A 20,867-nucleotide genomic window follows, 5' to 3' on the forward strand; every position below is an offset into this window, starting at 1 on the left:
GGAACGTAAGCCTGTCGGTTCCGGGAGTGGACCGTTCAGCCCTTGCCGCCGCCGCGCGTGCGTCGGAGGGTGGTGGTGCGGTGCCCCTCCCCCGGACGGGCACCGGGCCGTCCAGGAAGGTGGCGAGCGATGAGGCACCGCAGCGTCGCGGATCTGATGACACCCGCGGCGGTCAGCGTCATGCGGGGCACGACGTTCAAGGAGATTGCACGGCTCCTGGACGAGTTCGACATCACCGCGGTATGCGTGGTGGACGAGTCGAACCGGCCGCTGGGCGTGGTCTCGGAGGCGGACCTGGTACGCCGTCGTGCCGCCGGGGCCGGACTCGACACCGCCGGCGCACTCATGTCGAGTCCCGCCGTCGTCGCCCGGCCCGGGTGGAGCGTGGTGCGGGCCGCCCGTGTGATGGACCGGGCCGGCATCAAACGCCTGCCCGTGGTCGACGACGACCGGCAGCTCGTGGGCGTGATCAGCCGGAGCGACCTCGTGCAGCTCTTCCTCCGCAGGGACCGGGCCATCCAGGAGGAGATCGTCGAGGACGTGGTCACCCACACCCTGGGGCTGAGCCCGGCCGCCCTGTCGGTCGAGGTGATGGACGGCCGCGTCACCCTCAGTGGAACGGTCAGCCGCCGCAGCCTCGTTCCGGTGCTCCTCAGGCTCTGCAACAGCGTCGACGGTGTCGTGGGGGTCATCGACCGGCTCACCTACGAGGACGACGACCTGCCGAGGGACTGACGATCACGGTCACCCCTGGCGCGCACTGTTCCTATCGCCATCGCCATCGCCATCGCCCGGAGCGGGGCGGTGTGGTGCTCGGTCCGCCGGTCCGTTGTGACCGTTTGCCAGACCTGATGGCCGGCGCCAGGCTGGAACCATGGAGCAGGAGCAGGCTTCCAAAACGCTGGCCGGCTGGGCAGTGGGGACTCCCGGTCCGATCGTGGAGGGTCCGCTGGTGCGCGTGCAGCGCGCGGTGCCCTCGCCAGGGCCGGGTGACCTTCTGCTGAGTGTGGAGGCGTGCGGTGTGTGCCGCACCGATCTGCACCTTGCCGAGGGAGACCTGCGCCCGCACAGTCCCTCGACCGTTCCCGGCCACGAGATCGTCGGCCGGGTCGCAGCCGTCGGCGAGTCCGTCACGGGCTTCCAGGTGGGTGACCGGGCGGGTGGGGCGTGGCTGCGCAGCACCTGCGGCCACTGCCGCAACTGCCGGACCGGTCGCGAGAACCTCTGCCCGGCCTCCCGGTACACCGGCTGGGACGCGGACGGCGGGTTCGCCGACACCGCCCTCGTACCGGCCGACTACGCATACCGGCTCCCGGAGGATCAGGACGCCGCACTGCTGGCGCCGCTTCTGTGTGCCGGGATCATCGGCTACCGCGCTCTGCGCCGCAGTGCTCTCCCGCCCGGCGGCCGGCTGGGGATCTACGGCTTCGGGGCCTCGGCCCATCTGGCCGCGCAGATCGCCCTGGCGGAAGGGGCGACCGTGCACGTGCTGACCCGTTCGGCACGCGCACGTGAACTCGCCACCGACCTGGGAGCCTCCTCGGTGGCCGGTGCCTACGACCGCCCGCCCGAGCCGCTGGATTCGGCGATCCTGTTCGCACCGGTGGGAGATCTGGTGCCCGTGGCGCTTGAGGCGTTGGACAGTTCGGGGACGCTCGCCATCGCGGGCATCCATCTCACCGACATCCCCGTACTCAACTACCGGCGGCACCTCTTCGAGGAACGGAACCTGCGCAGCGTCACCTCCAACACCAGGCAGGACGGCCGCGAATTCCTGGACACGGCCGCACGGATCGGCATGCGGGTCACCGTCAGCCCCTATCCACTGAGCCGCGCCGACCAGGCTCTGAGGGATCTGGCCGCCGACCGGGTGAGCGGCGCCGCCGTCCTCGTGCCGGGGTGACGGCGTTCCTGGTCGTGAGCCTGGTGCGTCGTGAGCCTGGTGCTGGGATGGCGGCCGGATCTCGGGGCGCCGGCTCACACCAGGGGCACCACCGCGACGGGAGCGGGGCTGTGGTGGATGACGGCGTGGGCGACGTGACCGAGACTCACGCCGGGGAGCCTGCGTGTCCGTCGTCCCACAACCACGAGTTCCGCGTCCCGTGACGCCTCCGCGATCTCGTACGCGGAGGATCCCATCGCCAAGCGGGCTCCGACGTCCACACCGGGGTACCGTCGCCGCCATGGCGCCAGCAGATCGTCGAGGCCGCCGAGCGCGTGGCTCTCCAGGGTTTCGCGGCCCCCGTGATCCGCGAAGGCCACGTAGCCGCCGTAGGAGGTGGGCGGTTTCCAGACGTGCAGGAAGTGAAGGGGGAGGCGCCGCCTGGCCGCCTCCGTGAACGAGAACGCCAGCAGGGGTTCACACGGGTGGTGGATGTCCACGCCCGCCACGATCCCGCCGTGGGCAACCGCCTCCTCGTCCTTGGCGCGCACGAGTACGACCGGCCGCTGTGCCGCGCCGGCGACCGCGAGGGAGACCGATCCGATGACGAAGCCGAGGACTCCGCCCAGACCTCGTGACCCGAGCACCATGAGGTCTGCCTCGTTCGCTGCGGCGGTCAGTTCCTCGGCCGCCCGGCCACGCACCCGGTCGACGAGCACATTCAGACCGGGGTGCTCCCTCCGCGCACGGTCCGCCTCGCTCTCCAGCAGGGCTTCGGCACGTGCGTCGAGTTGCCCGGAGTCCGGGAGGGGCGCCTCCGGCGTGCTCGGCCACTCCTCGACGTGCACCAGCCGGAGCGGTACCTCACGCAGTACCGCCTCTCCCGCGGCCCAGCGTGTCGCGGCGAGGCTCTCGTCCGAACCGTCCAGACCCACGGTGACCTGTGCTGTCATCGCAGCCGCCTCCTCCGCAGTGCTTCCCGGGACTCCAGGCTCCTACGTGACACGCCTGGAGCGGAGGGCCGTGCAGGTCCCGATCGGGGCCGAACGGCCCCTGCTGACGAATCCGGCTCCCCTGACCGTGCGGACACCTCCCAGGGGCGTTCGGTCCGCACTGCCGTACGGCCCCTCCCTATGCCTTCAGCACCTCATCGAACCGGGCGTACGCCTCCTGATCGAACAGCACGAACCGGACCTCGGCGAGGGGAGCGAGCGCCGCCTCGCGGACCGTACGCAGGGCGATCCGGGCGCCGTCGTCGAGCGGCCAGCCGTAGATGCCCGTCGAGATCGCCGGAAAGGCGACCGTCCGTGCTTCCAGCTCCGACGCCACCCGCAGGGACTCCCGGTAGCAGGAGGCCAGCAGCGCAGAGCGGTCCTCGGCGCGCGACCACACGGGGCCCACCGTATGAACTACGTACTGCGCAGGCAGACGGCCGGCCGTCGTCGCCACCGCCTGGCCGGTCGGCAGTCCCTTGCCGTAGTGGGAGGCCCGCAGGTCGCGGCAGGCGGCGAGGATCTCGGGGCCGCCACGCCGGTGGATCGCGCCGTCCACCCCACCGCCGCCGAGGAGTGAGGAGTTGGCGGCGTTGACCAGGACATCACAGTGCTGTTCGGTGATGTCCCCGTGTACGAGGGTGATCGTCGGTCGTGTCGTCATGCGGCCATACTGCCGCCCGTCAGCGGGGCATGCGGGCCAGGTCGTCTGTCCGTCACACGTGCAGCCGGTCAGGTCGGCGATGACTTTGCTCCGGTGGGAGAGTCTGTTCTCCGCACACCCTTCCGGACAACCACACGGTCCGGTCCAGGTGCAATGTCCAGGTGCAATGCGGACAGACCACGACTCGTGACAGGAGACTCCCCTATGCCCGGCTCGGAACCGGCAGCGGATCGCAGTTCAGGGACCACCGTCTGGTCACTGATCCGTAGTGAGCGAGCGGCACTGGCCGCCGATCTTGCGGACCTGTCCGACGATCAGTGGACGACTCCGTCACTGTGCGCCGGGTTGACGGTGCGTGAGGTGCTGGCACACCTCACTGCGGGGGCGAGCCTCAACACCGTGCGCTGGCTGGCGGGCGTGATCCGCTGCCGATTCGACTTCGACAAACAGGTGGCGATGCGGCTGGCCGAACAGCTCGGCGCGAGCCCGGCCGAGACACTTGACCGGTTTCGGCGCGTTGTCCCCAGCACAACCAAGCCGCCCCTCCCTGCCGTGGCCATGCTCGGCGAGACGATCGTGCACGCGGAGGACATCCGGCGTCCGCTGGGCATGCGTCGCGACTACCCGCTGGAAACCCTCACACGGGTGGCCGAGTACTACCAGGGCTCGGATCTGGTCGTCCTTGCCAGGGGACGCATCCGTGACCTGCGACTCGTCGCACATGACGGCCCGTTCGAGACAGGATCCGGGGCACTCGTGTCCGGCACGACCTTGGCCCTGACGATGGCGATGACCGGGCGCACCGCGTATCTCGACGACTTGGAGGGCGACGGTGTCGAGTGCCTCCGCGAGCGCTGCGGAACGGCGTGACGGTGAAGGCGGCGGGCCCGGCCGAGGGAGGTCGGGCGCGCCTGCCGACATGAAGGCTGTTTCAGCGTGACGCAGCGCGCATTCGGTTCACTCGTCGTGGTGGACTCCCGGAGATACGGCGCCGGGCCGGCTCCCGCCATCCCCGCGGGCACTCTTCGTTCGGGCGCCTTCAGCCGTGCGATGGCCCATCGGTCCGCAGACAGCCCCTCCCCTCTCAGTCCTCTCAGTCCACTCAGTCCTCGCCCTCCCCTTCATCCTCCTCGTCGTCTCCCTCGAAGAAGTCACCGACCTCGTCGACGACCTCGGCCGCCACCATTCCGCCGACGACTCCGACGGCCAGGCCCGCCGCCCCGGCGGCGACGGCGGTGCCCATTCCGGGCCCGGACCGGCCGTGGCCACCGTCGTGGTGGTGTGAGTCGTGACGGTGATCGTCCTTGTGCGCGTAGCCGCCGTACGGCTCGCCATGGCCGTACGGACTGTGCGCCGCGTAGGAGGACCGGCTCTCGACGAGTTGACGGATCCAGCCGTCGACCTCGGCGTTCCAGTCGTGCTGCTCGACCCCGTGGTGGCTGACGGTGAAGCGGGTGAGGACATCCTGACCGGCGGAGAAGAGGCCGCCGCGCTTGTCCGCCTCCAGAACGACCTCCATTCCCCCGGGATGGGCGAGGAAGGTCACCTCGATCTCGTTGACGGTGTGCGCGTACTGCGCGGGCGGGGCGAGCTCGATCTCCTGGAAGAACGGCAACTGCTGGCCGGTCCCGCCGATATGGCCCAGCTCCAGATCCGCGGTCCTGAAGCCGAAGCCGAGTTGCCCCAGGGCTTCCAGAATCGCCTCCTGGACCGCCAGGGGCTGCACCGCGAGCGGGTCGAGGTCGCCCTTGTCCCTGGCTCCGGCCACCTCGAGTTCGGTGCGCACCCCGAGCACGACGCCCAGCGGTTGGCCGCGCAGCTCGGTGACCGGGGTCTCCCACGGCAGCATCACGGAGAACGGGATGCTGCGCTGCTCACCTTCGGCGAGACTGAAGCCCCCGCCGACGGTGAACCGGTCGAAGACGAGAGCTCCCTCGCTCTCACCGTCCTCATGCTCCGCTTCCACCCTCGCGACCAGCTCCAGAGTGATCCGCTCGATGTCGAAGCCGGCGCCGCCGCCCGTGAGATGGACGTGCCCGCCGAGGCTGCCGCCCGGCACGGCCGGACCCGGATCGAGGACCGTGTCCACCGAGGGGCCGCCCACACCGAGCGATCCGAGCAGTCGTTTGAACACCATCGCGGCGCTCACTCCTTACATGTACGAATGATTGCGAAAGGCGGCAGAGTTGCGAATGACGGTGGGGTGCCGAGGCCGGACGTCCCGGTCCACAGCACCCCGCCGGTCGTGCTTACTTGGCCTTACTTGGCCGAGGCGTCCAGTGCGGCCAGCGCCTGCGCCCAGCGGACGTACTTCAGCTCGGCGAGGTCGGCGACCGTCTTGATGCCGAACGCCTGGTCCAGCAGCTCGCCGTCATGGTCCGACACCCCCTTGAGAGCCCCGACAGGCGCCGCGAGAATCTCGGGCAGGCTCTTGTCGGCCCACGCCTTGTCGAGCACCTTCTCCAGGTCGATCGAAGCCATGAGAGTCCTCCTGTGGTCGCAGTGAAGGGACCCCCCGGGGACCCCCTCAGAGGCGTCTTATTTCTACAAGCATGTAGAAGCATAGAGGCGGTTCGGCCCGTAGGACCGCCCTCCTGGGGCGCTCGCGGGGGAAAGGCCGAAAAAAGCCTCACGGGACGTCAACAGGCCCTCTGACAAGGTGATTTTGTGATCCCTTTGCCACGACACCAGGCAGGCCGCGCTCCCCCGCAGCCACACCGGCTCCACCTGATCCCCCATGCCGAGAAGGAGCAGCAGTCCCTCGGAAGGAGTGGTCCTCGCGGCAGTCGCCGCGCCCCTGCCGGCCCGCAGATTTTGAGCCAGGCGACGCGGGACAGGCCGCAGAAGGCCGGTGCGTGGAGGTATCGCCGAAGCACGCCGGGCCACCGATCGAGACAGCCACCCGGATCCGCCGCCAGGTGAGAGCGGCGGTGAGCGGCTACGAGGTGCTGCGGGCCCCGGGGCGGGACGACAGCGCCGCGTCCACATCGCCCTGGGGACCCTGAACCTTGCGGACCTGCATGCGGGGCCACACGCGGCTCACCCCATGACCGCGGGTTCCGGACAAGGTTCCCAGGCGGCCGCGCACAGGGACTCGGATACGGCGGACGCGTAACGGGCGGCGGCCAGCCAGTGGGTGGCGAAACCGTCGGTGTCGGCGGGAAGGAGGCGGCCGAAGGCGTCCCGTTCGCGTCGGGCGGCCGAGGCGCACAGGGCGGCGAGAAGGCCGGCGGCCGTGGGGAGGCCCGCCCGGCGGAGGCGGCGGGCCTCGGCGGAGACATCACCGAGCATGCCGAGGGCGGCGCGGCCTGCCGGGACCGTCTGCTCGACCCGTCGCTCCAGGAGGTGCAGGGGTGAGTGTGCGCCGGAGTCGCCGGACCCGGGCGGGGCGGGGTGCACAGGGGCGTCCGGGACGGGCAGGTCCGCGCGGCGCAGACGGTCGAAGCCGAGGTCGATCGTGCCCTCACCCGTGGGGTGCGAGCAGGCAAGGAGGGCGAGCCTGGGATGGAGCGCGGGCAGCAGGCGGCCGATGATCCGCAGCCGTGTCCCCGGTGCCGTGGCCAGGAGCATCAGGTTGTCGCGGTGGGCCAGCGCGGGGTCGTCGTCGGCGACCGTGAGCCGGACGGCGGTGCCGCCGTCGCACGACGCGAGCAGGCTGACGCCGCCCGGGTCCCGTACGGCGCCGCGAAGTTCGACGTCCAGGAAGAGCAGGTCACTGCCGCCGGCGTCCGGGTCCGCGTACCGGGATATGGCGCGTAGAGCCCGTACGGCCTGCTGAAGCGGTGGTGTCTCCCACAGGGCGGCGAGCGGCGGCTCGGTCCATGCCGCGCCTCGGGCGGTGACGGCCTTGACTCCCTTCCCGGCGCCCAGCCTGCCGTCCGGTGAGACGGTCGCCCCCGAAACCGCCAGCCCGGCACGGCCCAGCTCCCGGTGGGTGAGCGCGCTCTCCCCGAGGCGTACGGCACGGTCGGCCACGCCCAGGGCGCGTCCGACACCGCCGGGGGCCACGTCGCCGACCGTGTACAGGCGGCCGTCGGGTCCGGCGACCCAGGTGCGGGCGCCGCCGTGCCCCGAGTCGGTGACCACGGGTTCGGTGAACAGGCCGTACAGGCGCAGTGAGCCGTCCGGGCTGTACGGGCGGCGCGCCCGGCCTCTGACGGCAGCCAGCTCCGCACCGGACGCGGTTCCCAACCGGTGTGCGGTCCCCAGGAGTTCGGCCAGGGCGGTGACGAGGTCCGGGGTGCGGTAGGACGGGTCGCCGGCGCGGGCTGCGCGCAGCAGCGTGACGACGGAGAGCGCGGCGCCCGCGGCGCGCGGCAGGTGCTGGAGCCGGGCGGTGTGCGCCGCACGGAGAAGCGCCGCCTGGGCGACGGCACCGGCCCCCTCGACTCCGGCTTCCAGCACGGCGGCAGCCGCCGACCACACGGCGTCGGCCGCGACACGCTGGGCCGGACTCGCCACGTCGGGCGCGGGGGTGGTGTCGGGCGGCGTGCAGGCGGTGGCGTCGGCCGCGGGGGTGGTGCTGTCGGGCGCGGAGGCGGTGCCGTACGGCGCGGGGGTGGTGCTCTCGGGGGCGGGGCCGGTGCTCTCGGAAGCGGTGCCGTCGGCGTGCGGTGCGGATCCGGCTTCAGCCGGGGCCTCTTGCCCGGTGGGCTCAGGGGCCGGGTCCGCCGCGGGAGCGGCGCAGGCCGCGGCTGCCCGGTGGACGCAGGCCGGGGCGAGGAGACAGCCGCAGGTGATGGCGTCCGCAGTCGCGACCACGCCGCCCGGGGCGTGCATGCGCAGATCGGTCTCCTCGTCGACCGCGATCGTCACCGTGTCCCCGTCGCGGTGCGTCGGGCTCGCGCCGAGTTTGGTGACCGCCGCGTCCAGCCGCTTGCGCAGCCGGGGCGAGAGCTCCTCCACCAGCGTGGCCGTGACCTCCGGCGCGACAGGTGGCAACTGGGCAGCGGTCATGCGGTCTTCTCCCCTATCCAGCGGGCCAGTTCGAGTGGGCTGAGTGCTGCGACGGGCATACCGGCGGCCACGAGCTGGCCGGCGACGCCCGTCGAGTAGCGGGGCCGGCCCCCGTCGTCGAGACTCGCGCACCCGAGGACGTGGGCCCCGGTCGCGACGAGGGCCCGTACCTCGGCCAGCAGTCCGCCGAGCGGAGCGCCCTCCTCGAAGTCGCTGATGACGACGACGAGGGTGCGGGTGGGCACCGTGATGAGGCTGCGCGCGTGCCGCAGCCCGGCGGCGATGTGGGTGCCGCCGCCCACGCTCACCTCCAGCAGGAGGGAGAGGGGATCGTGCACATGGCCGGTGAGGTCGACGACCTCCGTGGAGAAGGCGAGGAAGTGGGTGCTCAGAGTTGGCACCCCGGCCAGCACGGAGGCGGTCAGCGCGGACCAGATCGTGGATGCCTCCATGGATCCGGAGACGTCGGTGACGAGGATCAGGCGCCAGTCGGCCGACCGGCGGGCGCGGCTGCGGAACACCGGCTTCTCGGGGATCACCTGGACCGTTCCGTCTGCCGTCCGGCGGGCGGTGGCCAGGTTGGCGCGCAGGGTGCGGGCCAGGTCCAGCCGGCCGCCGGGGCGGCGGGTGGGCCGTGCCTGCATGGTGCCGGTGAGGGCGGGCCGCAGCCGGGTGGTGAGCTGCCGGGTCAGTTCGTCGACCAGACGGCGGACCAGGGGCCGGAGCGCGGCCAGACGCGCCTCGGGGAGGCCTCCGGCGTAGCGCAGGACCGTACGGAGAAGCTCCACGGAGGGGGTGGCGGCCGCCGGGTCGATCTCAGCGAGGACGTCCGGCCGCCCGGTCGCGGCCGCGGCCGCGAGCACCTCCTCGCGGACACCGGGGCCGAACAGCGCGGCCAGTTCCTCGGACCACTCGCGGACGCCGGGAAACGACGCCTCACGGCCGCCACCCCGGCCGCTACCGGGACCGGGCATGCCGCCTCGTGATCCCTCGCCGCGTCCTTCCCCGTACAGCTCGTCCAGTGCGGTCGCCAGCCGTGCGGCACCGGCCGGCAGCCGGTCGGGACGCCGGCCGAGGACGAGCCGCCACCGGTCGGCGGGCGCGAGGGTCCGCGCGGGGGCGGGTGCGGGGGTGGCTCCGGCGAAGCGTGCCGGCGCCGGCACGGGGGCAGCGGAGGCGCTCGCTCCGGTGGGAGGTGTGCCGGTGGGAGAGGTCGCAGATGACGGGAGCGCGGCGGCCTGGTCCGGCACCGGGGCAGCGGAGGCGCTCGCTCCGGTGGGAGATGTGCTGGTGAGAGAGGTCGCGGGTGACGGGAGCGCGGCGGCCTGGTCCGGCTGCGGTGGGAACCGGCCGTCGTGCGCGGGGAGCGGTACGGGCAGGCCCAGCACGGTGAGGAGTTCGCGGGCCGAGAGGTCGGCGGCCGTCCGGGCCGCCAGGTCCGCCGGGTCGTCGGCGCCGAGGTCGTCCACCCGTTCGCCGAGCCTGTCCTCGACGGCCTCCAGCAGCCGGTCACGTGCGGCCGGGCTGAGTGTGTCGAAGCCGCCGCGCAGGGCGGGCAGCCGTGTCAGGAACGCGGCGTCGTCCAGTTCGACGACACGGTGCAGCAGCGGATCCAGGGTGCCGGCAGCCACCGTCAGGAGCGGGCCCGCCGCCGTCAGGACGCCGGTGAGGCGGGCGGTGAGCGCGGCCCTGGAGGTGCTGTCGACAGCACCGTCCACCCAGGAGGCGACGCGCACGCCGAATGCCTCGGTCTCCTCGTGGCCCGTGAGCACCCGGACGGCCCCGGCAGCCGCAGCGATCATCGGGGTGCCGTCGGCTGCCAGCCGGGCGAGAGCGTCGGTGAGCCGGATTCCGCCCAGCCGGTCGGCCCGCTGGGCGAGTTCGAGCAGGGCGCGGGCGTCCTCGGGCTCCTCGGAGCCGGTCAGGCCGTCGACCTGACGGACCGCAGCCGAGGTCAGGAGTTCCGTCGCCTGTGCGATGCGGGCGGCTCGGGCGGAGACGGCGGTGAGGGGAGCGGGGGCGGCCGGGTCTTCGGTGGCCCCGGAATCTGCCGGAGCGTGGGGGCCGGCCAGGGCGGGCAGATGGCCGGCGGCAATGCGGTCCAGGAGGTCGAGCCCCGTGAGGAGTTCGGGAAGGGTGCCGCTGGAGGGGAGCACGGCCGCGAGCTCCGTGAGCCGTTCGTCGGCCAGGGCGGGGAGCCCGCACTCGGCGGCCTCCGTGAGACCCCTCACGACCTGCGCGGCCGTGGGGCCGCCTTGCGCGCACTCGGCCGTGTGCCGCTGCCGCAGCACCCCTTCGGCCGCCTGGGCCGGGGTGACGCCGCGGGCCCCGGCCGCGGTGAGCATCGCAGCCGTCGCCGGGGTCCACCGCACCTGCCACCGGGTCGTCAGTCCTTCCGAGCCCGCGGCACCCGTCACCGCTTGCTCCTGCGCGTAAGGGATGCCGCACACCGTCAGCCTGCGCAGCAGCAGTTCACGCCGCCCGTCCAGGGTGGAGCGGGCCGGGTCGAGCCGGAGGTCACGCGGCGTCTTCTCATGGGCATCCCCCGGGCCGGGGAGCGAGAGCGCCGCGGTGTCGGCCTCGACGGCCGGGCCCAGGCCGCTGCGCGGAGCGGCGGGGGCGGGCCGTCCGGTGCGACCTCCGACGAGTACGTGTTCGAGTGCCTGGGCGACGGCCCGGCCGGTGCCGTACGTCTCGCCGCGTCCGAGCACCGTCTGCACGGCCTCCAGGAATTCACCGCGGCCGGGGGCGGGCAGCTCACGCAGGCGCGCCAGGTCCCCGGCGACCCGGACGACCTCCCGGCCGTCCGCCGGGCCGTAGGGGTGCCCCTGCTCGCGCAGGGCCGCACAGAGACGGACCGTGGTGCGGATCAGCGCCTCGTGCAGCGCGGTCGGGGACCCGGCGGCGTCCAGGACGGTGTGCTGCCACTCCGGATCCCGGATACCCGCCGGGTAACCGGACCGAGAGTCGAGGAGTGGGTACGTGTACGGGATCAGCGAGACCGTGCACGTCTCCGCCCCGGAAGCGCCGGTCACCTGGCCGTCCGTAACCGGTGCGCGTGGAACAGTTGACGAGGCGTCCTCCGGCGAAGCGGACGTCTCGGGGCCCCCGGAGGCGGACGGCAGCAGGGCCGGGGTGTGGAAGGCTCCCACCACCACGGCGGGCCGCCGCCCGCTCGCCAGTGCCTCGGTGACATGCCCGCGCATGCATGCCTCGCGCACCAGGTCGCTGCCGTCCACACCGCCCCGTGCCTCGGCCTCGTACCGCAGCGCCCAGCCGGTGAGGAGGGCGGCACGGCGGAGTGCCTCGGGTGTCGAACCGGGCGCCGGGGCCTCCACCAGCCGGTCCCACAGGTCGTCCCCCTCACGGCCGGTGAGCCGGGACCGCAGTGCGGAGGACAGCCCGCGCCCCTCCCCCGGCCCGGGCGCGGAGTCGGCACCCGGGACAGGGGCAGGGGTACCGGGACCGCCCCTCGCCCAGGCCCGGTCGGCCAGCGGCAGGTCGCAGGCCACGGCCGGGACGCCGTTCCTGGCCGCCCAGCGCAGAGCGACCAGCTCGGGAGAGAAGTCCGCGAACGGATAGAAGGCGGGGCCCCGTTCACCACCCGCCCCCGTCCCGTCCGAGGGAACGGCGGCGAGTGCCACCGGGGCCTCGGTCTCCTCGTGGGCGAGCCAGCCCAGCCACGGCTGGAACTCGGCGGGCAGCTCGACGAGGAGTACGTCGGGCGCCGCCGCGTCCAGCATCGCCGGCAGGGCGGCCGCCAGCGAGGGCGCGTGGTGGCGCACCCCGATCAGGAACGGCAGCCCGGGCCCGGCCGCCGCGAGGGCCTCGACCGCGGCCTCCGGAGTGGAGGGCCCGGCGCACGGGCCCTGCGGCGCGTCCGCGGTCGATGCCTCCGTTACGGGCGATGTCTCGGCGGTGGCCCGTGAGTGCGGGGTGGCCCACATGTCGGGGTTGGTCGGCTCGCTCATCCGTCAGCTCTCCAGTACCGCGCGAAGCTCCCACAGGGCACGCCAGGTGGCCGACCCCTGCTCCGCGCGCCTGCGTACCGGACCGTCCCAGTACCCCAGCAGCCGTGCCGCGTCGGCGGGATCGTCCTTGCGTACGACGCCGAGGAGATGGCCGGGCAGGAGCGAGAGCACGTCCCGGTCGCCGGGGAAGTAGGCGGTGGCCAGGGCCAGGGAGCCCGCGACGGAGACCGCCTCCGCCGTGCTCATCACCGTGGAGGGGCGTTCGACCTCCCAGCCCTCCACGGAGCGGCCGTCACGCAGGTCCCGGAAAGCGGTGACGAGGGCTTCGAGGACCGCGTCGTCCACCTGGTAGGCGGCGCCCGCCCGTTCGACGGCGGCTCGCGACTGGCGCCGTACGAGCGCGGTCTCGGCGTCCACATCCCCGATCGGGCCCACCGTCTCGAAGTTGAAGCGGCGCTTCAGCGCGGCTGACATCTCCGAGACACCCTTGTCCCGCAGGTTGGCGGTGGCGATCAGGGTGAATCCGGGGGCCGCGTGCACCTGGGCGCTCCGGCTTCCCGCGAGCTCGGGCACCGCGATCCGCCGTTCGGACAGCAGGGACACGAGCGCGTCCTGGACCTCGGGCAGGCAACGCGTGACCTCCTCGACACGGGCGACGGCGCCCCGGGTCATGGCGGTGAGCACCGGGGAGGGCACCAGGGCTTCCTCGGTGGGGCCTTGGGCGAGCAGCAGGGCGTAGTTCCAGCCGTACTTGAGCTGGTCCTCGGTGGTGCCCGCGGTGCCCTGCACGGTGAGCCCGCTGGTTCCGCAGACGGCGGCCGACAGGAGCTCGGAGAGCATGGACTTGGCGGTGCCGGGTTCGCCCACCAACAGCAGTCCGCGCTCCCCGGCGAGGGTGACCACGCAGCGTTCGACCAGGGCGCGTTCGCCGACGAACTTCTGCTCGATCACAAGGCGGCGCGGTACGCCGGCACCGGGCTGCGCGGACTTCGGCAGGCCGAGCGGCTCGCCCGCGCTGCCCATCACGAAGGTGACGACCGCGCGCGGGGTGAGCAGCCAGCCGGGCGGGCGCGGCCCCGGGTCGTGGGCGGCGAGGAAGGCCAGCTCCGTGCCGTACCGGTCCTCCGGCGGGGTGACCTGGCGGTCCGCCCGGCCGGAACCACCGGCAGGGGGCGTCGCCTGGTCCGGGATCCCGCCGGTGCTCTCAGGGGCGGTCGTGGTGTCGCTCGTCATCGGCGGCGGTCCTTCTGGGGTGCGCGGGTGTCCAGTTCTTCGAAGGCGGGGGCGTCGCCGCCCCGGGCCCGTGTCCAGGCCGTGGCGAACAGCTCGGGCACGGGGATGTCCGGCAGGGTCCGGGTGGCACCTTCCACGGGGTAGAGCCGTTCCTTCCAGGTCTCCAGCGGCAGGCCGGGCGCGCCGCGTTCGAGCCAGCCGCAGGGGAGGAACAGGGTGCGGCCGGCGCGGGAGCGCTTGGCCTCCAGTACGAGGTCGGTGGCGCCGAGCTCCGCCCGGGCCTTCTTGATCCGTGCGGGCTTCCACTCGGTCCAGCGGGCGCAGTTGCGGTCCGTCGGGTCCGGCAGGGCGAGCAGCATCAGATACAGGGCGGCGGCGTCGACGCTCAGGCCGAGGGCCCCGGCGGCCTCGGCCACAAGGTCGGGCACGGTGCGCGTCGGGTCCTGGACCGGGTGGGGCGGTGCGCCGTCGGGCGCGCCCGCCGAGACCAGGGCGTCGATCTCCTTGCCCAGCAGGGTGCGCAGGGCGCGGACTTCACCCATCCGGTACTGCGCGACGGTCCCCTCGACCAGGCCGAACGCCGGGTCCTCGGAGCCTTCCAGGCCGGCCGGGCGGATCAGGAGTTTCTCGTTGCTGCCGTGACCGGCTGCAAGGAGCAGCGCCGTACCGGCCCGGACCAGTCCGTCGGGCCCCGCGCCGCCGGTCTCCGGAAGCTGGTGGGCGGCCCGGACCACGGCGCCGATCGAGCCGCCCGCCTCGGTCCAGTCCAGCCCGAGGTCCAGCACCAGGTCCGGGTCGGCGAGGGTACGGCGCAGGGCCGCCAGCCCCACGGGCAGGTGCGCCCGCAGGGGGTGGCCGTACGGCAGGGTGTAGGCGAGGGTCCGCAGCGCGGTCACCGCGGAGGAGAACGAGCCGTACGCACCGACCCGGCGCAGACCGGGCCGGCCGGTGCCGTCCTCGACCGGGGACCCGTGGCCCAGCCATGTACGGGAGGCCGAGTTGAGGATCAGGTCGACGGCGCCGGGGGTGGTGCCCGACAGGTCGAGATCCAGTTCCTCGGGGACGCGGACGAGGGAGGCCAGGCGCTGCTGCCAGACCTCGGCGGCGGCCTGGATGTCCGGGCCCGTGGACCACAGCTCGGCCGGGTCGGCGGGCAAGAGCGCCTGGAACAGGGCGTGGCAGTCGGCACGGGGCAGGGCGTTCAGCCTGGCCTGGGCCGCCTCGAAGGCGCGGGTCTTCGCCCCGAGCAGTCCGAGCGCCTCGGCGCCCGGCTCGTCCACGGCGGCCGACACCAGGGCGGCGGACTGGAGCGGCCCGATCCCGGTCGCCGCGTGGAAGGCCTCGACGGCCTCGGGGCGCCAGGGCGCCGGGCCCTGCTCACGTACCAGTGCGGTGAGCCGGTGGAGCCGGCTGCGGGTGATGCCCTGGTGGAAGCGCTCGTGGTCCAGGGTGAAGCCGGGAACAGGACCGAAGGCGCCGGTGGGATCGTGGTCCACAGCCAGCCAGCGTGCCGCGTCGTTACGGGAGTTCCGGCCGCGCTCGGCGAGGACCACGACGGTGCGGGGACCCTTGCGCAGCACCTGGCCGAGCCGGTGGACGACCTCGATGCGTCCCTGCCCGGGCGTTCCGCCGCACGGCTCGATGAGCTCCACCAGCCGGACCGTGCCTGCCGGGTCCGCCAGCGGGCCCTCGGCGAGCGTGTCGAGCAGGACGACGAGACCTGCGCGGTGTTCGGGCGAGGTGGTCGCCGAGGCGGCCCGGTAGGCCAGTTCCGGCAGCTTGTCGAGCAGGGAGGTCCAGTTCAGGTGCTGACCGGGGACGGTGTACTCGTCCCGCTGCCAGCCGTCCACGGGGGCGAACGGAACCTTGGAGGGTACGGGCAGGCCGAAGGCAGGCTCGCCACCGAGGACGTGATTGACGGCGAGGATCTGCCGGACCACGGTCCAGCGGCTCTCCGTTCCCCACCAGCCGTTGTGCATCCGCTCGGAACCCCAGACGGTGGCGTGCAGCAGGGTCACGTCGTCGGCGTGCTCGGGCGAACGGTCGGAGAACATGTCCTGGGTGTGCGCGGTGTTCCGGGGGGTGACGGGCTGAGGCGGGTCCAGGTAACGGGCGGCCGCGACGGCCCTGTCCACCGCGTCGTGGACGAGTGCGGTGACGCCGTCGAGGAGCCGCGCGTCGGTCACCTCGGGCAGCACCCGGGCGACGGCTTCCCGGCTCAGTTCGTGCGACGAGGGCCCGGTGTAGTCCTCCACGGCCCGGAAGGCCTCCAGGTGCCGGGCGACCGCGGTGGCGACCTCCTCGAAGAGCTCTGCAGCCCGGGAATCGGTCAGGTTCCGCAGGGCGATGGAGCCCCGCTCGTCCCTGGGGCGCATGGCGTGCCAGTAGGTGACGGGAGGGACGTAGGGGGTGCCTGCGGCGTCGCAGTCCCTCACGGAGCCGGGGGTGACGGACCACAAGCTTCCGCCTGCGCCCGGTGTGTCCGCCGGATGAGCCTCGACGGACCGTCCGGCGAGGGCCATGACGGGGCGTGATCCGCCGGGCAGGGTGAGGGCACCGAGCGGCACCAGGGAGCCACCGTGGGGTGTCAGGGTCACGGTGTGGCCGTCGGGGGTACCCGCGACGATCCGGTGCCCGTCCGCGGGAGCGGGCATGCCCGGCTCGGTGGCGGTGCGGCGGACCCAGCGGCCGAGGACCGTGCCGTCCGTGCCGAACGGGGTGCCTTCGAGACCGGGCTGGAGGGGCAGCACCTGGCAGTGTTCGGTGAGCAGCCGGGTGCCGTCCTGCACCCCGGAGTGGAGGAAGGCGGGCAGGGAGGCTCGTCCGTGCGTCCCGCTGGCCGGGTCGTACTCCAGCCAGACCCGCGCCGTGCCCTGGTGGCCGTCCCGCCAGTGACCGGTGCCGTCGGAGAGAACGGCGCGCTGCGGCGGAAGGGAGGTGTCGCCCGCGTGCAGGGCCTTGCCACCGGTGGCGCGGCCACCGCCGGGCAGGGGCACGCAGACGTCGTCGGAGGGGCTGGAAGCACCCCAGCGAGGGATCTGCTCGCCTCCGACGGTGAACACATCGGCGGGGCGGTGCGACCAGTAGCCGCGCTGCTTCCCGTCCTCCCACCAGATGACCAGCAACTCCCCGTCGACGTAACGGAAGGCGAGTGTCCGCCAGTGGTCGACGGTGGCCGGCAGCCTCAGGGTGTGCCGCAGCAGGACGCCTTCCGGGCCGACGACGACGGCCCGTTCGAGGGTGTTGAGGATGAGCGCGGGCCAGGCGCCGGTGATGCCGACGCCCTCCGACCGGTTACGCCGCTGACGCGCCGCGGCCGCCTCCTCGGACAGTTCGGCGTACGTCTCGTCCAGTGCGGGCCAGCCCAGTTCGTCGAGGACGCCGGTGCGCAGGGTCGAGGCGAGCAGCGGGACGACGTCGTGGTCCTCGAGGATCCGCACGGCCTCGGGGGCGACCTCCGCGACCACGGAGCGGTATGCCGAGAGCTTGTTGAGGGCCCTCCTCAGTCCGGGGAGCCCTTGGGATGCCGTGTACTCCTCGGCGCAGGCGGTCAGCCATTCCCTCAGAATCCCGGACAGCACCGGATGCGCGGCCAGTTTCGCCATGCCGGTCTCGCCCAGCCGCTGACCGTGTCCGCTGCCGAGGTCACCGACGGTCCGGCTCAGCAGGGCGCGGAAGACCGGCTGTTCGGCGACAGCCGTGAGGTCCCGCTCTCCGGGCGCGGTGTCGGTGAGCCAGGAGCCGAGCGCGACGGCGGGGCCCTGCGAGGTGCCCTTGCCCTGGTCGTCCGGCTCGGCGACGGGGATGCCGGAGGCCAGGCAGAGGTCGAGGAGATCCAGGTCGGCGGTGCGCAGCCAGCGGCCCTGGAACAGCTCGACGGGGCGCCCGTCGGCGCGCAGCCGGTTCGCCATCCGGGCGGCCAGGTCGAGGGTCTGCGGGCTGCGGCCCGGCGTGGCGCTGTTACGCCTGCGGTGGGCCTCCCAGCGGGACAGCCAGTCGGCCGGGGAGACGGAGAGGTCACTGGGGGCGACGGAGTCGGCGTCCGGAAGGGCGGTCAGCAGGTCCTCGGCACCGGATTCGGTCAGCAGTGCGAGCCAGCCGTGCTCGCCCTCGGTGTCCCGGGCGCTCTCGCTGAAGGTCTCCGGGAAGAAGGCGAGGAGCCGGGCACGTACGGCCGCCTCCCCTCGGGCGAGGGTGACGAGTGCGGGGCGGTAGGCGGTCCAGAACGAGGCGGGAGCGCGGACGATTCCCGGGGAACCGATCAGGTCGGCCATCAGCTCGCGTTCGGCGGTCTCGCGGTCCAGTCCGGCGGCCTTGACCAGCGCGCGCACATCCTGCGGCAGTGCCGCGTAGGGGGGCATGCCCGCACCGCAGCGCTCGACCAGCAGGCGACGGAACTGCACCCAGGCGTCCGCCGGTTCGAGCCGGGCCACCAGGTCGCGTACGTACTGCCGCAGGGCCTTGACGGTCAGCGCCCCGGCGAAGGCGAACTCCAGGAAGACCGCTCGCTGCCGGTCCTCGTCCACGACCAGCCCGTGCACCCGCTCGGCCTCACGGGCCTTGCCGAAGAAGGAGGCGGCGTAGCTGGTGTTCTCCGCCTGGAGGAAGAGTCGGGCCACCTGCTCGTAGTAGGTGGGGAGGAAATGGGGCACGGCCCGGCCGAGCCGGGTGCCGAGGGCGTCGAAGCCTTCCTTGGCCGCTCCCGCGCGGCCCTTGGCCTGGCGGCCCAGCCGCTCGATGTCCTTGACCAGGGCCAGGGCGTGGTGCCCGTTGGCCGGGTCGTTGACCAGGGCCCAGGCCGGGAAGCCCAGCGTTTCGCGGCGCACCTGGCCCACGACGGGGGTCTCCGCGCTCCGGGCCAGCCCGAGGAACTCCAGGGCCAGATCCTCGGCTTCGCCGAGCGTGCCGGGCACGAGCCGGACCACGGGTCGGTCGCCGAGGGCGGTGTGCGTATAGGTGCGGGCGGTCAGCGCGTCGGCGTCGTCCCGGTCGCTGATGCCGGCGGGGAGGATCGCGCCCGCGTCCAGCAGGGCGGCCGCGCGGGCCTCGGTGGCGGGGCCGGCGGCACCCTTGCCCGAGTTCTGGGCGGGGAGGGACACCGTTCCCGCCGGCGTCGTGCCTGCTTCGGTCGTGCCTGGTGCAGTCGTGTTCACGTTCGTGTTCGCCGTCGTCGCATTCGTCGTCGTGGTGTTCATGCCGCCCGCTCCTCGTCCTCCACGTCGCGGCCGGCATACAGCGCCGCCGCCATGCGCATGCCCTCGGACCAGGTGACGGGTCCGACCTCGGCCGCCTTCAACGCACGCCCCGCGGGGTCGGTCCAGCCCAGGGGGCCCGTCTCCGTGCCGTACTCGTCGTATCCGTCGTGCTCGCCGATCCAGATGCGCGCCTCGGCGGTGGCGCCGTCCTCGACGACGGGGCAGACCGCGTACCCGCCGCGCGAGCGATACCCCAGCTGGGTGACACGGCCGTGCAGGAAACGCAGTTCCTTGAAGACCCCGCCGGCGTAGTCGTCGACGGACGTGGAGTCCGGGGCGAGGCCCTGCGGCCGATGCCACACCTCGCGGAACAGCTGCTCCACGTTCTGGCGCATCCCGAGTTCGACCGCGAACTCCCTCAGCTCGTCGAGGTCGTCGAGAAGGACGGGGTGAGGCACTCGGACGACGTCAGGGGTGATGCGGACCGTGTCTCCGTCCAGGTCGACGAGGCCGAGACCGCGCGCGGGGTCGACATCGCGCAGGAACCCGGCGACCCCGCCGTCCGCGCCGGTCACCACCACGTCCCGCAGGGCCGCCTGCCACGCCGGGTCGGGCCAGACCTGGGCGAGAACAGCCGTGGGGACGGGCAGCGAACGCACCATCCACTGCTCGACGTCGGTCAGGCACCGGCGTTCGTGCCGCTCCAGCCACTCGGTCAGCTGCCGGAGCCCGACGACCGCCGGATCGTCCTTCAGCTTGGCCGGAACGGACTTCAGCCGCCGGCCCTTTCCGTTGCGGGCCACCACCTTGCCCGCCTCCAGGGCGACTTCGTAGTCGCCCGCCTGCACCCACCCCATGCGCTGTTCTCCCCGTTGTTCCGGACGTGCCGGTCTGGCGGCACGCTGATGAGACCCATCGACGGCGACGCACCGTGACGATTGAGAGGAACTCTAGGTGTAGCCACTGACAATGAGTTCGGCGTCCGTGCGCCTGGTCGTACCGGCACGCAGCAGGCAGGTCGCCGAACTTCGGGCGCGGGCACGGGTGGAGCCACCGGCCTCCACGAACAGGGTGGGGGCGGGCCCGTCGATCCCGGCCTCGGTGAAGGACGACGTTCTGGCGGGCGGTCGGCCGCCTCTCGGTCGAGGCCGTCGTGAGCCCGGTCGCCAATCACCGACGGATCTGTTGGATTCGCGCTGCCAACGGGCCCCGAAAGTCGGGGTTCCATCGGACGTCGCGGCTCCCCTCACCAAGATCCCAGAAACCATAGACACTGTCTACTCAATCATGGTAGACACTGTCTATGGAACGCGAGAACTCTCTCAGGGAACGGTTGATCGACGTCGGGGTGGACCTCGTGATGACCGACGGAACGACCTCGCTCGGACTGCGTGAGATCGCCCGCCGGGCGGGGGTGTCACACGGGGCTCCGCGTCGGTACTTCCCTACTCATCACTCCCTGCTCTCCGCGATCGCCCGCCGCGGTTTCACCGACCTCGAGGTCCGGTTCGCGGCCGCGACCGACAGCGCGATGTCGGCACGCGCCCAGTTGCAGGGGATCGGGCGGGCGCATGTCAGGTACGCGCTGGAGCACCGCGGCATGTTCGAGCTGATGTTCCGGCATGACCTGCTCGACAGCGAGAAACATCCGCCGGACCAGTCACAGCTCCGCGATTCGACTCTGCCCATGTTCGAGCTCATGGTCGAACTCGTCGTCCGGCTGCGGACGGAACAGGCTGCCGAGCGCCGCCCCGGTGCACCGAGCGATCCCCCGCCGCCGGCCGTGACGGCAGCCGCCCTCTGGTCCAACCTCCACGGCCTCGCCCAACTGTGGGCCTGGGGCAGCCTCCAGCTCGCCCTCAACGCCGTACCACCCGGCGGAGCGTCTGACGACAGCCATCTCGACCAGCTCGTCGCGGCGGTCCTGGACGCACATCTCGGCCCGGTGACGTCGTGACCGCGACATTACGGCGG

At 72.9% G+C, this 20,867-nt stretch carries 13 protein-coding genes; 4 read left to right on the plus strand and 9 right to left on the minus strand.

Annotated elements, in window-relative coordinates; all coding sequences use genetic code 11:
* The first annotated feature begins 129 nt into the window (after positions 1-129).
* Complete coding sequence (locus JKV81_RS34525) at positions 130-735, plus strand: CBS domain-containing protein (protein ID WP_202079541.1); 606 nt, start codon at positions 130-132, stop codon at positions 733-735.
* 139 nt (positions 736-874) lie between these two features.
* Complete coding sequence (locus JKV81_RS34530) at positions 875-1,903, plus strand: zinc-binding alcohol dehydrogenase family protein (protein ID WP_202079543.1); 1,029 nt, start codon at positions 875-877, stop codon at positions 1,901-1,903.
* 74 nt (positions 1,904-1,977) lie between these two features.
* On the opposite strand, the gene JKV81_RS34535 is transcribed toward JKV81_RS34530, so the two are convergent.
* A complete protein-coding gene (locus tag JKV81_RS34535) occupies positions 1,978-2,835 on the minus strand; it encodes a universal stress protein (RefSeq protein ID WP_202079545.1) in 858 nt (285 codons plus the stop codon).
* 178 nt (positions 2,836-3,013) lie between these two features.
* Positions 3,014-3,538, minus strand: a complete 525-nt coding sequence (locus JKV81_RS34540; RefSeq protein WP_202079547.1) for an O-acetyl-ADP-ribose deacetylase — start codon at positions 3,536-3,538, stop codon at positions 3,014-3,016.
* Between the two features lie 204 nt (positions 3,539-3,742).
* Between JKV81_RS34540 and JKV81_RS34545 the strand changes: the two genes are divergently transcribed.
* Positions 3,743-4,408 carry a maleylpyruvate isomerase family mycothiol-dependent enzyme gene (locus JKV81_RS34545; protein WP_202079549.1) on the plus strand — a complete coding sequence of 222 codons (666 nt, stop codon included), beginning with the start codon at positions 3,743-3,745 and terminating at the stop codon, positions 4,406-4,408.
* 232 nt (positions 4,409-4,640) lie between these two features.
* Here the strand turns inward: JKV81_RS34545 and JKV81_RS34550 are convergent, their stop codons facing one another.
* From JKV81_RS34550 to JKV81_RS34580, 7 genes are all read right to left on the minus strand, one after another.
* The gene (locus JKV81_RS34550; protein WP_202079551.1) at positions 4,641-5,675 is read right to left on the minus strand and encodes a sporulation protein; all 1,035 of its coding nucleotides are present in this window, start codon (positions 5,673-5,675) and stop codon (positions 4,641-4,643) included.
* Positions 5,676-5,797: 122 nt separating this feature from the next.
* Positions 5,798-6,019: a hypothetical protein gene (locus tag JKV81_RS34555; protein ID WP_124278959.1), complete on the minus strand. Its 222-nt coding sequence runs from the start codon at positions 6,017-6,019 to the stop codon at positions 5,798-5,800.
* Positions 6,020-6,577: 558 nt separating this feature from the next.
* A complete protein-coding gene (locus tag JKV81_RS34560) occupies positions 6,578-8,494 on the minus strand; it encodes a thioesterase domain-containing protein (RefSeq protein WP_202079553.1) in 1,917 nt (638 codons plus the stop codon).
* Positions 8,491-12,465, minus strand: coding sequence for a vWA domain-containing protein (locus tag JKV81_RS34565; RefSeq protein WP_202079554.1), 3,975 nt, complete (start codon positions 12,463-12,465; stop codon positions 8,491-8,493). Before JKV81_RS34565 ends, JKV81_RS34560 begins: the two co-directional genes overlap by 4 nt.
* Positions 12,466-12,468: 3 nt before the next feature.
* Positions 12,469-13,698: an ATP-binding protein gene (locus tag JKV81_RS34570; protein WP_202079557.1), complete on the minus strand. Its 1,230-nt coding sequence runs from the start codon at positions 13,696-13,698 to the stop codon at positions 12,469-12,471.
* Complete coding sequence (locus JKV81_RS34575; RefSeq protein ID WP_202079559.1) at positions 13,695-18,893, minus strand: hypothetical protein; 5,199 nt, start codon at positions 18,891-18,893, stop codon at positions 13,695-13,697. The genes JKV81_RS34570 and JKV81_RS34575 overlap by 4 nt, the downstream gene beginning before the upstream one ends.
* Complete coding sequence (locus JKV81_RS34580; RefSeq protein WP_202079561.1) at positions 18,890-19,750, minus strand: DUF4132 domain-containing protein; 861 nt, start codon at positions 19,748-19,750, stop codon at positions 18,890-18,892. The genes JKV81_RS34575 and JKV81_RS34580 overlap by 4 nt, the downstream gene beginning before the upstream one ends.
* A 446-nt stretch (positions 19,751-20,196) precedes the next feature.
* Here JKV81_RS34580 and JKV81_RS34585 point away from each other — a divergent pair, with 446 nt between their 5' ends.
* The gene (locus JKV81_RS34585) at positions 20,197-20,850 is read left to right on the plus strand and encodes a TetR/AcrR family transcriptional regulator (protein ID WP_202079563.1); all 654 of its coding nucleotides are present in this window, start codon (positions 20,197-20,199) and stop codon (positions 20,848-20,850) included.
* Positions 20,851-20,867: the final 17 nt, after the last annotated feature.

Source organism: Streptomyces silvae (assembly GCF_016745505.1).
In the GTDB taxonomy this organism is placed as follows: Bacteria; Actinomycetota; Actinomycetes; order Streptomycetales; family Streptomycetaceae; genus Streptomyces; species Streptomyces silvae.

Coding starts and splice junctions, on each gene's coding strand:
- JKV81_RS34565 (WP_202079554.1), bottom strand. CDS start 12,465: ATGAGCGAGCCGACCAACCCCGACATGTGGGCCACCCCGCACTCACGG.
- JKV81_RS34540 (WP_202079547.1), bottom strand. CDS start 3,538: ATGACGACACGACCGACGATCACCCTCGTACACGGGGACATCACCGAA.
- JKV81_RS34555 (WP_124278959.1), bottom strand. CDS start 6,019: ATGGCTTCGATCGACCTGGAGAAGGTGCTCGACAAGGCGTGGGCCGAC.
- JKV81_RS34535 (WP_202079545.1), bottom strand. CDS start 2,835: ATGACAGCACAGGTCACCGTGGGTCTGGACGGTTCGGACGAGAGCCTC.
- JKV81_RS34525 (WP_202079541.1), top strand. CDS start 130: ATGAGGCACCGCAGCGTCGCGGATCTGATGACACCCGCGGCGGTCAGC.
- JKV81_RS34550 (WP_202079551.1), bottom strand. CDS start 5,675: ATGGTGTTCAAACGACTGCTCGGATCGCTCGGTGTGGGCGGCCCCTCG.
- JKV81_RS34545 (WP_202079549.1), top strand. CDS start 3,743: ATGCCCGGCTCGGAACCGGCAGCGGATCGCAGTTCAGGGACCACCGTC.
- JKV81_RS34575 (WP_202079559.1), bottom strand. CDS start 18,893: ATGAACACCACGACGACGAATGCGACGACGGCGAACACGAACGTGAAC.
- JKV81_RS34560 (WP_202079553.1), bottom strand. CDS start 8,494: ATGACCGCTGCCCAGTTGCCACCTGTCGCGCCGGAGGTCACGGCCACG.
- JKV81_RS34580 (WP_202079561.1), bottom strand. CDS start 19,750: ATGGGGTGGGTGCAGGCGGGCGACTACGAAGTCGCCCTGGAGGCGGGC.
- JKV81_RS34585 (WP_202079563.1), top strand. CDS start 20,197: ATGGAACGCGAGAACTCTCTCAGGGAACGGTTGATCGACGTCGGGGTG.
- JKV81_RS34570 (WP_202079557.1), bottom strand. CDS start 13,698: ATGACGAGCGACACCACGACCGCCCCTGAGAGCACCGGCGGGATCCCG.
- JKV81_RS34530 (WP_202079543.1), top strand. CDS start 875: ATGGAGCAGGAGCAGGCTTCCAAAACGCTGGCCGGCTGGGCAGTGGGG.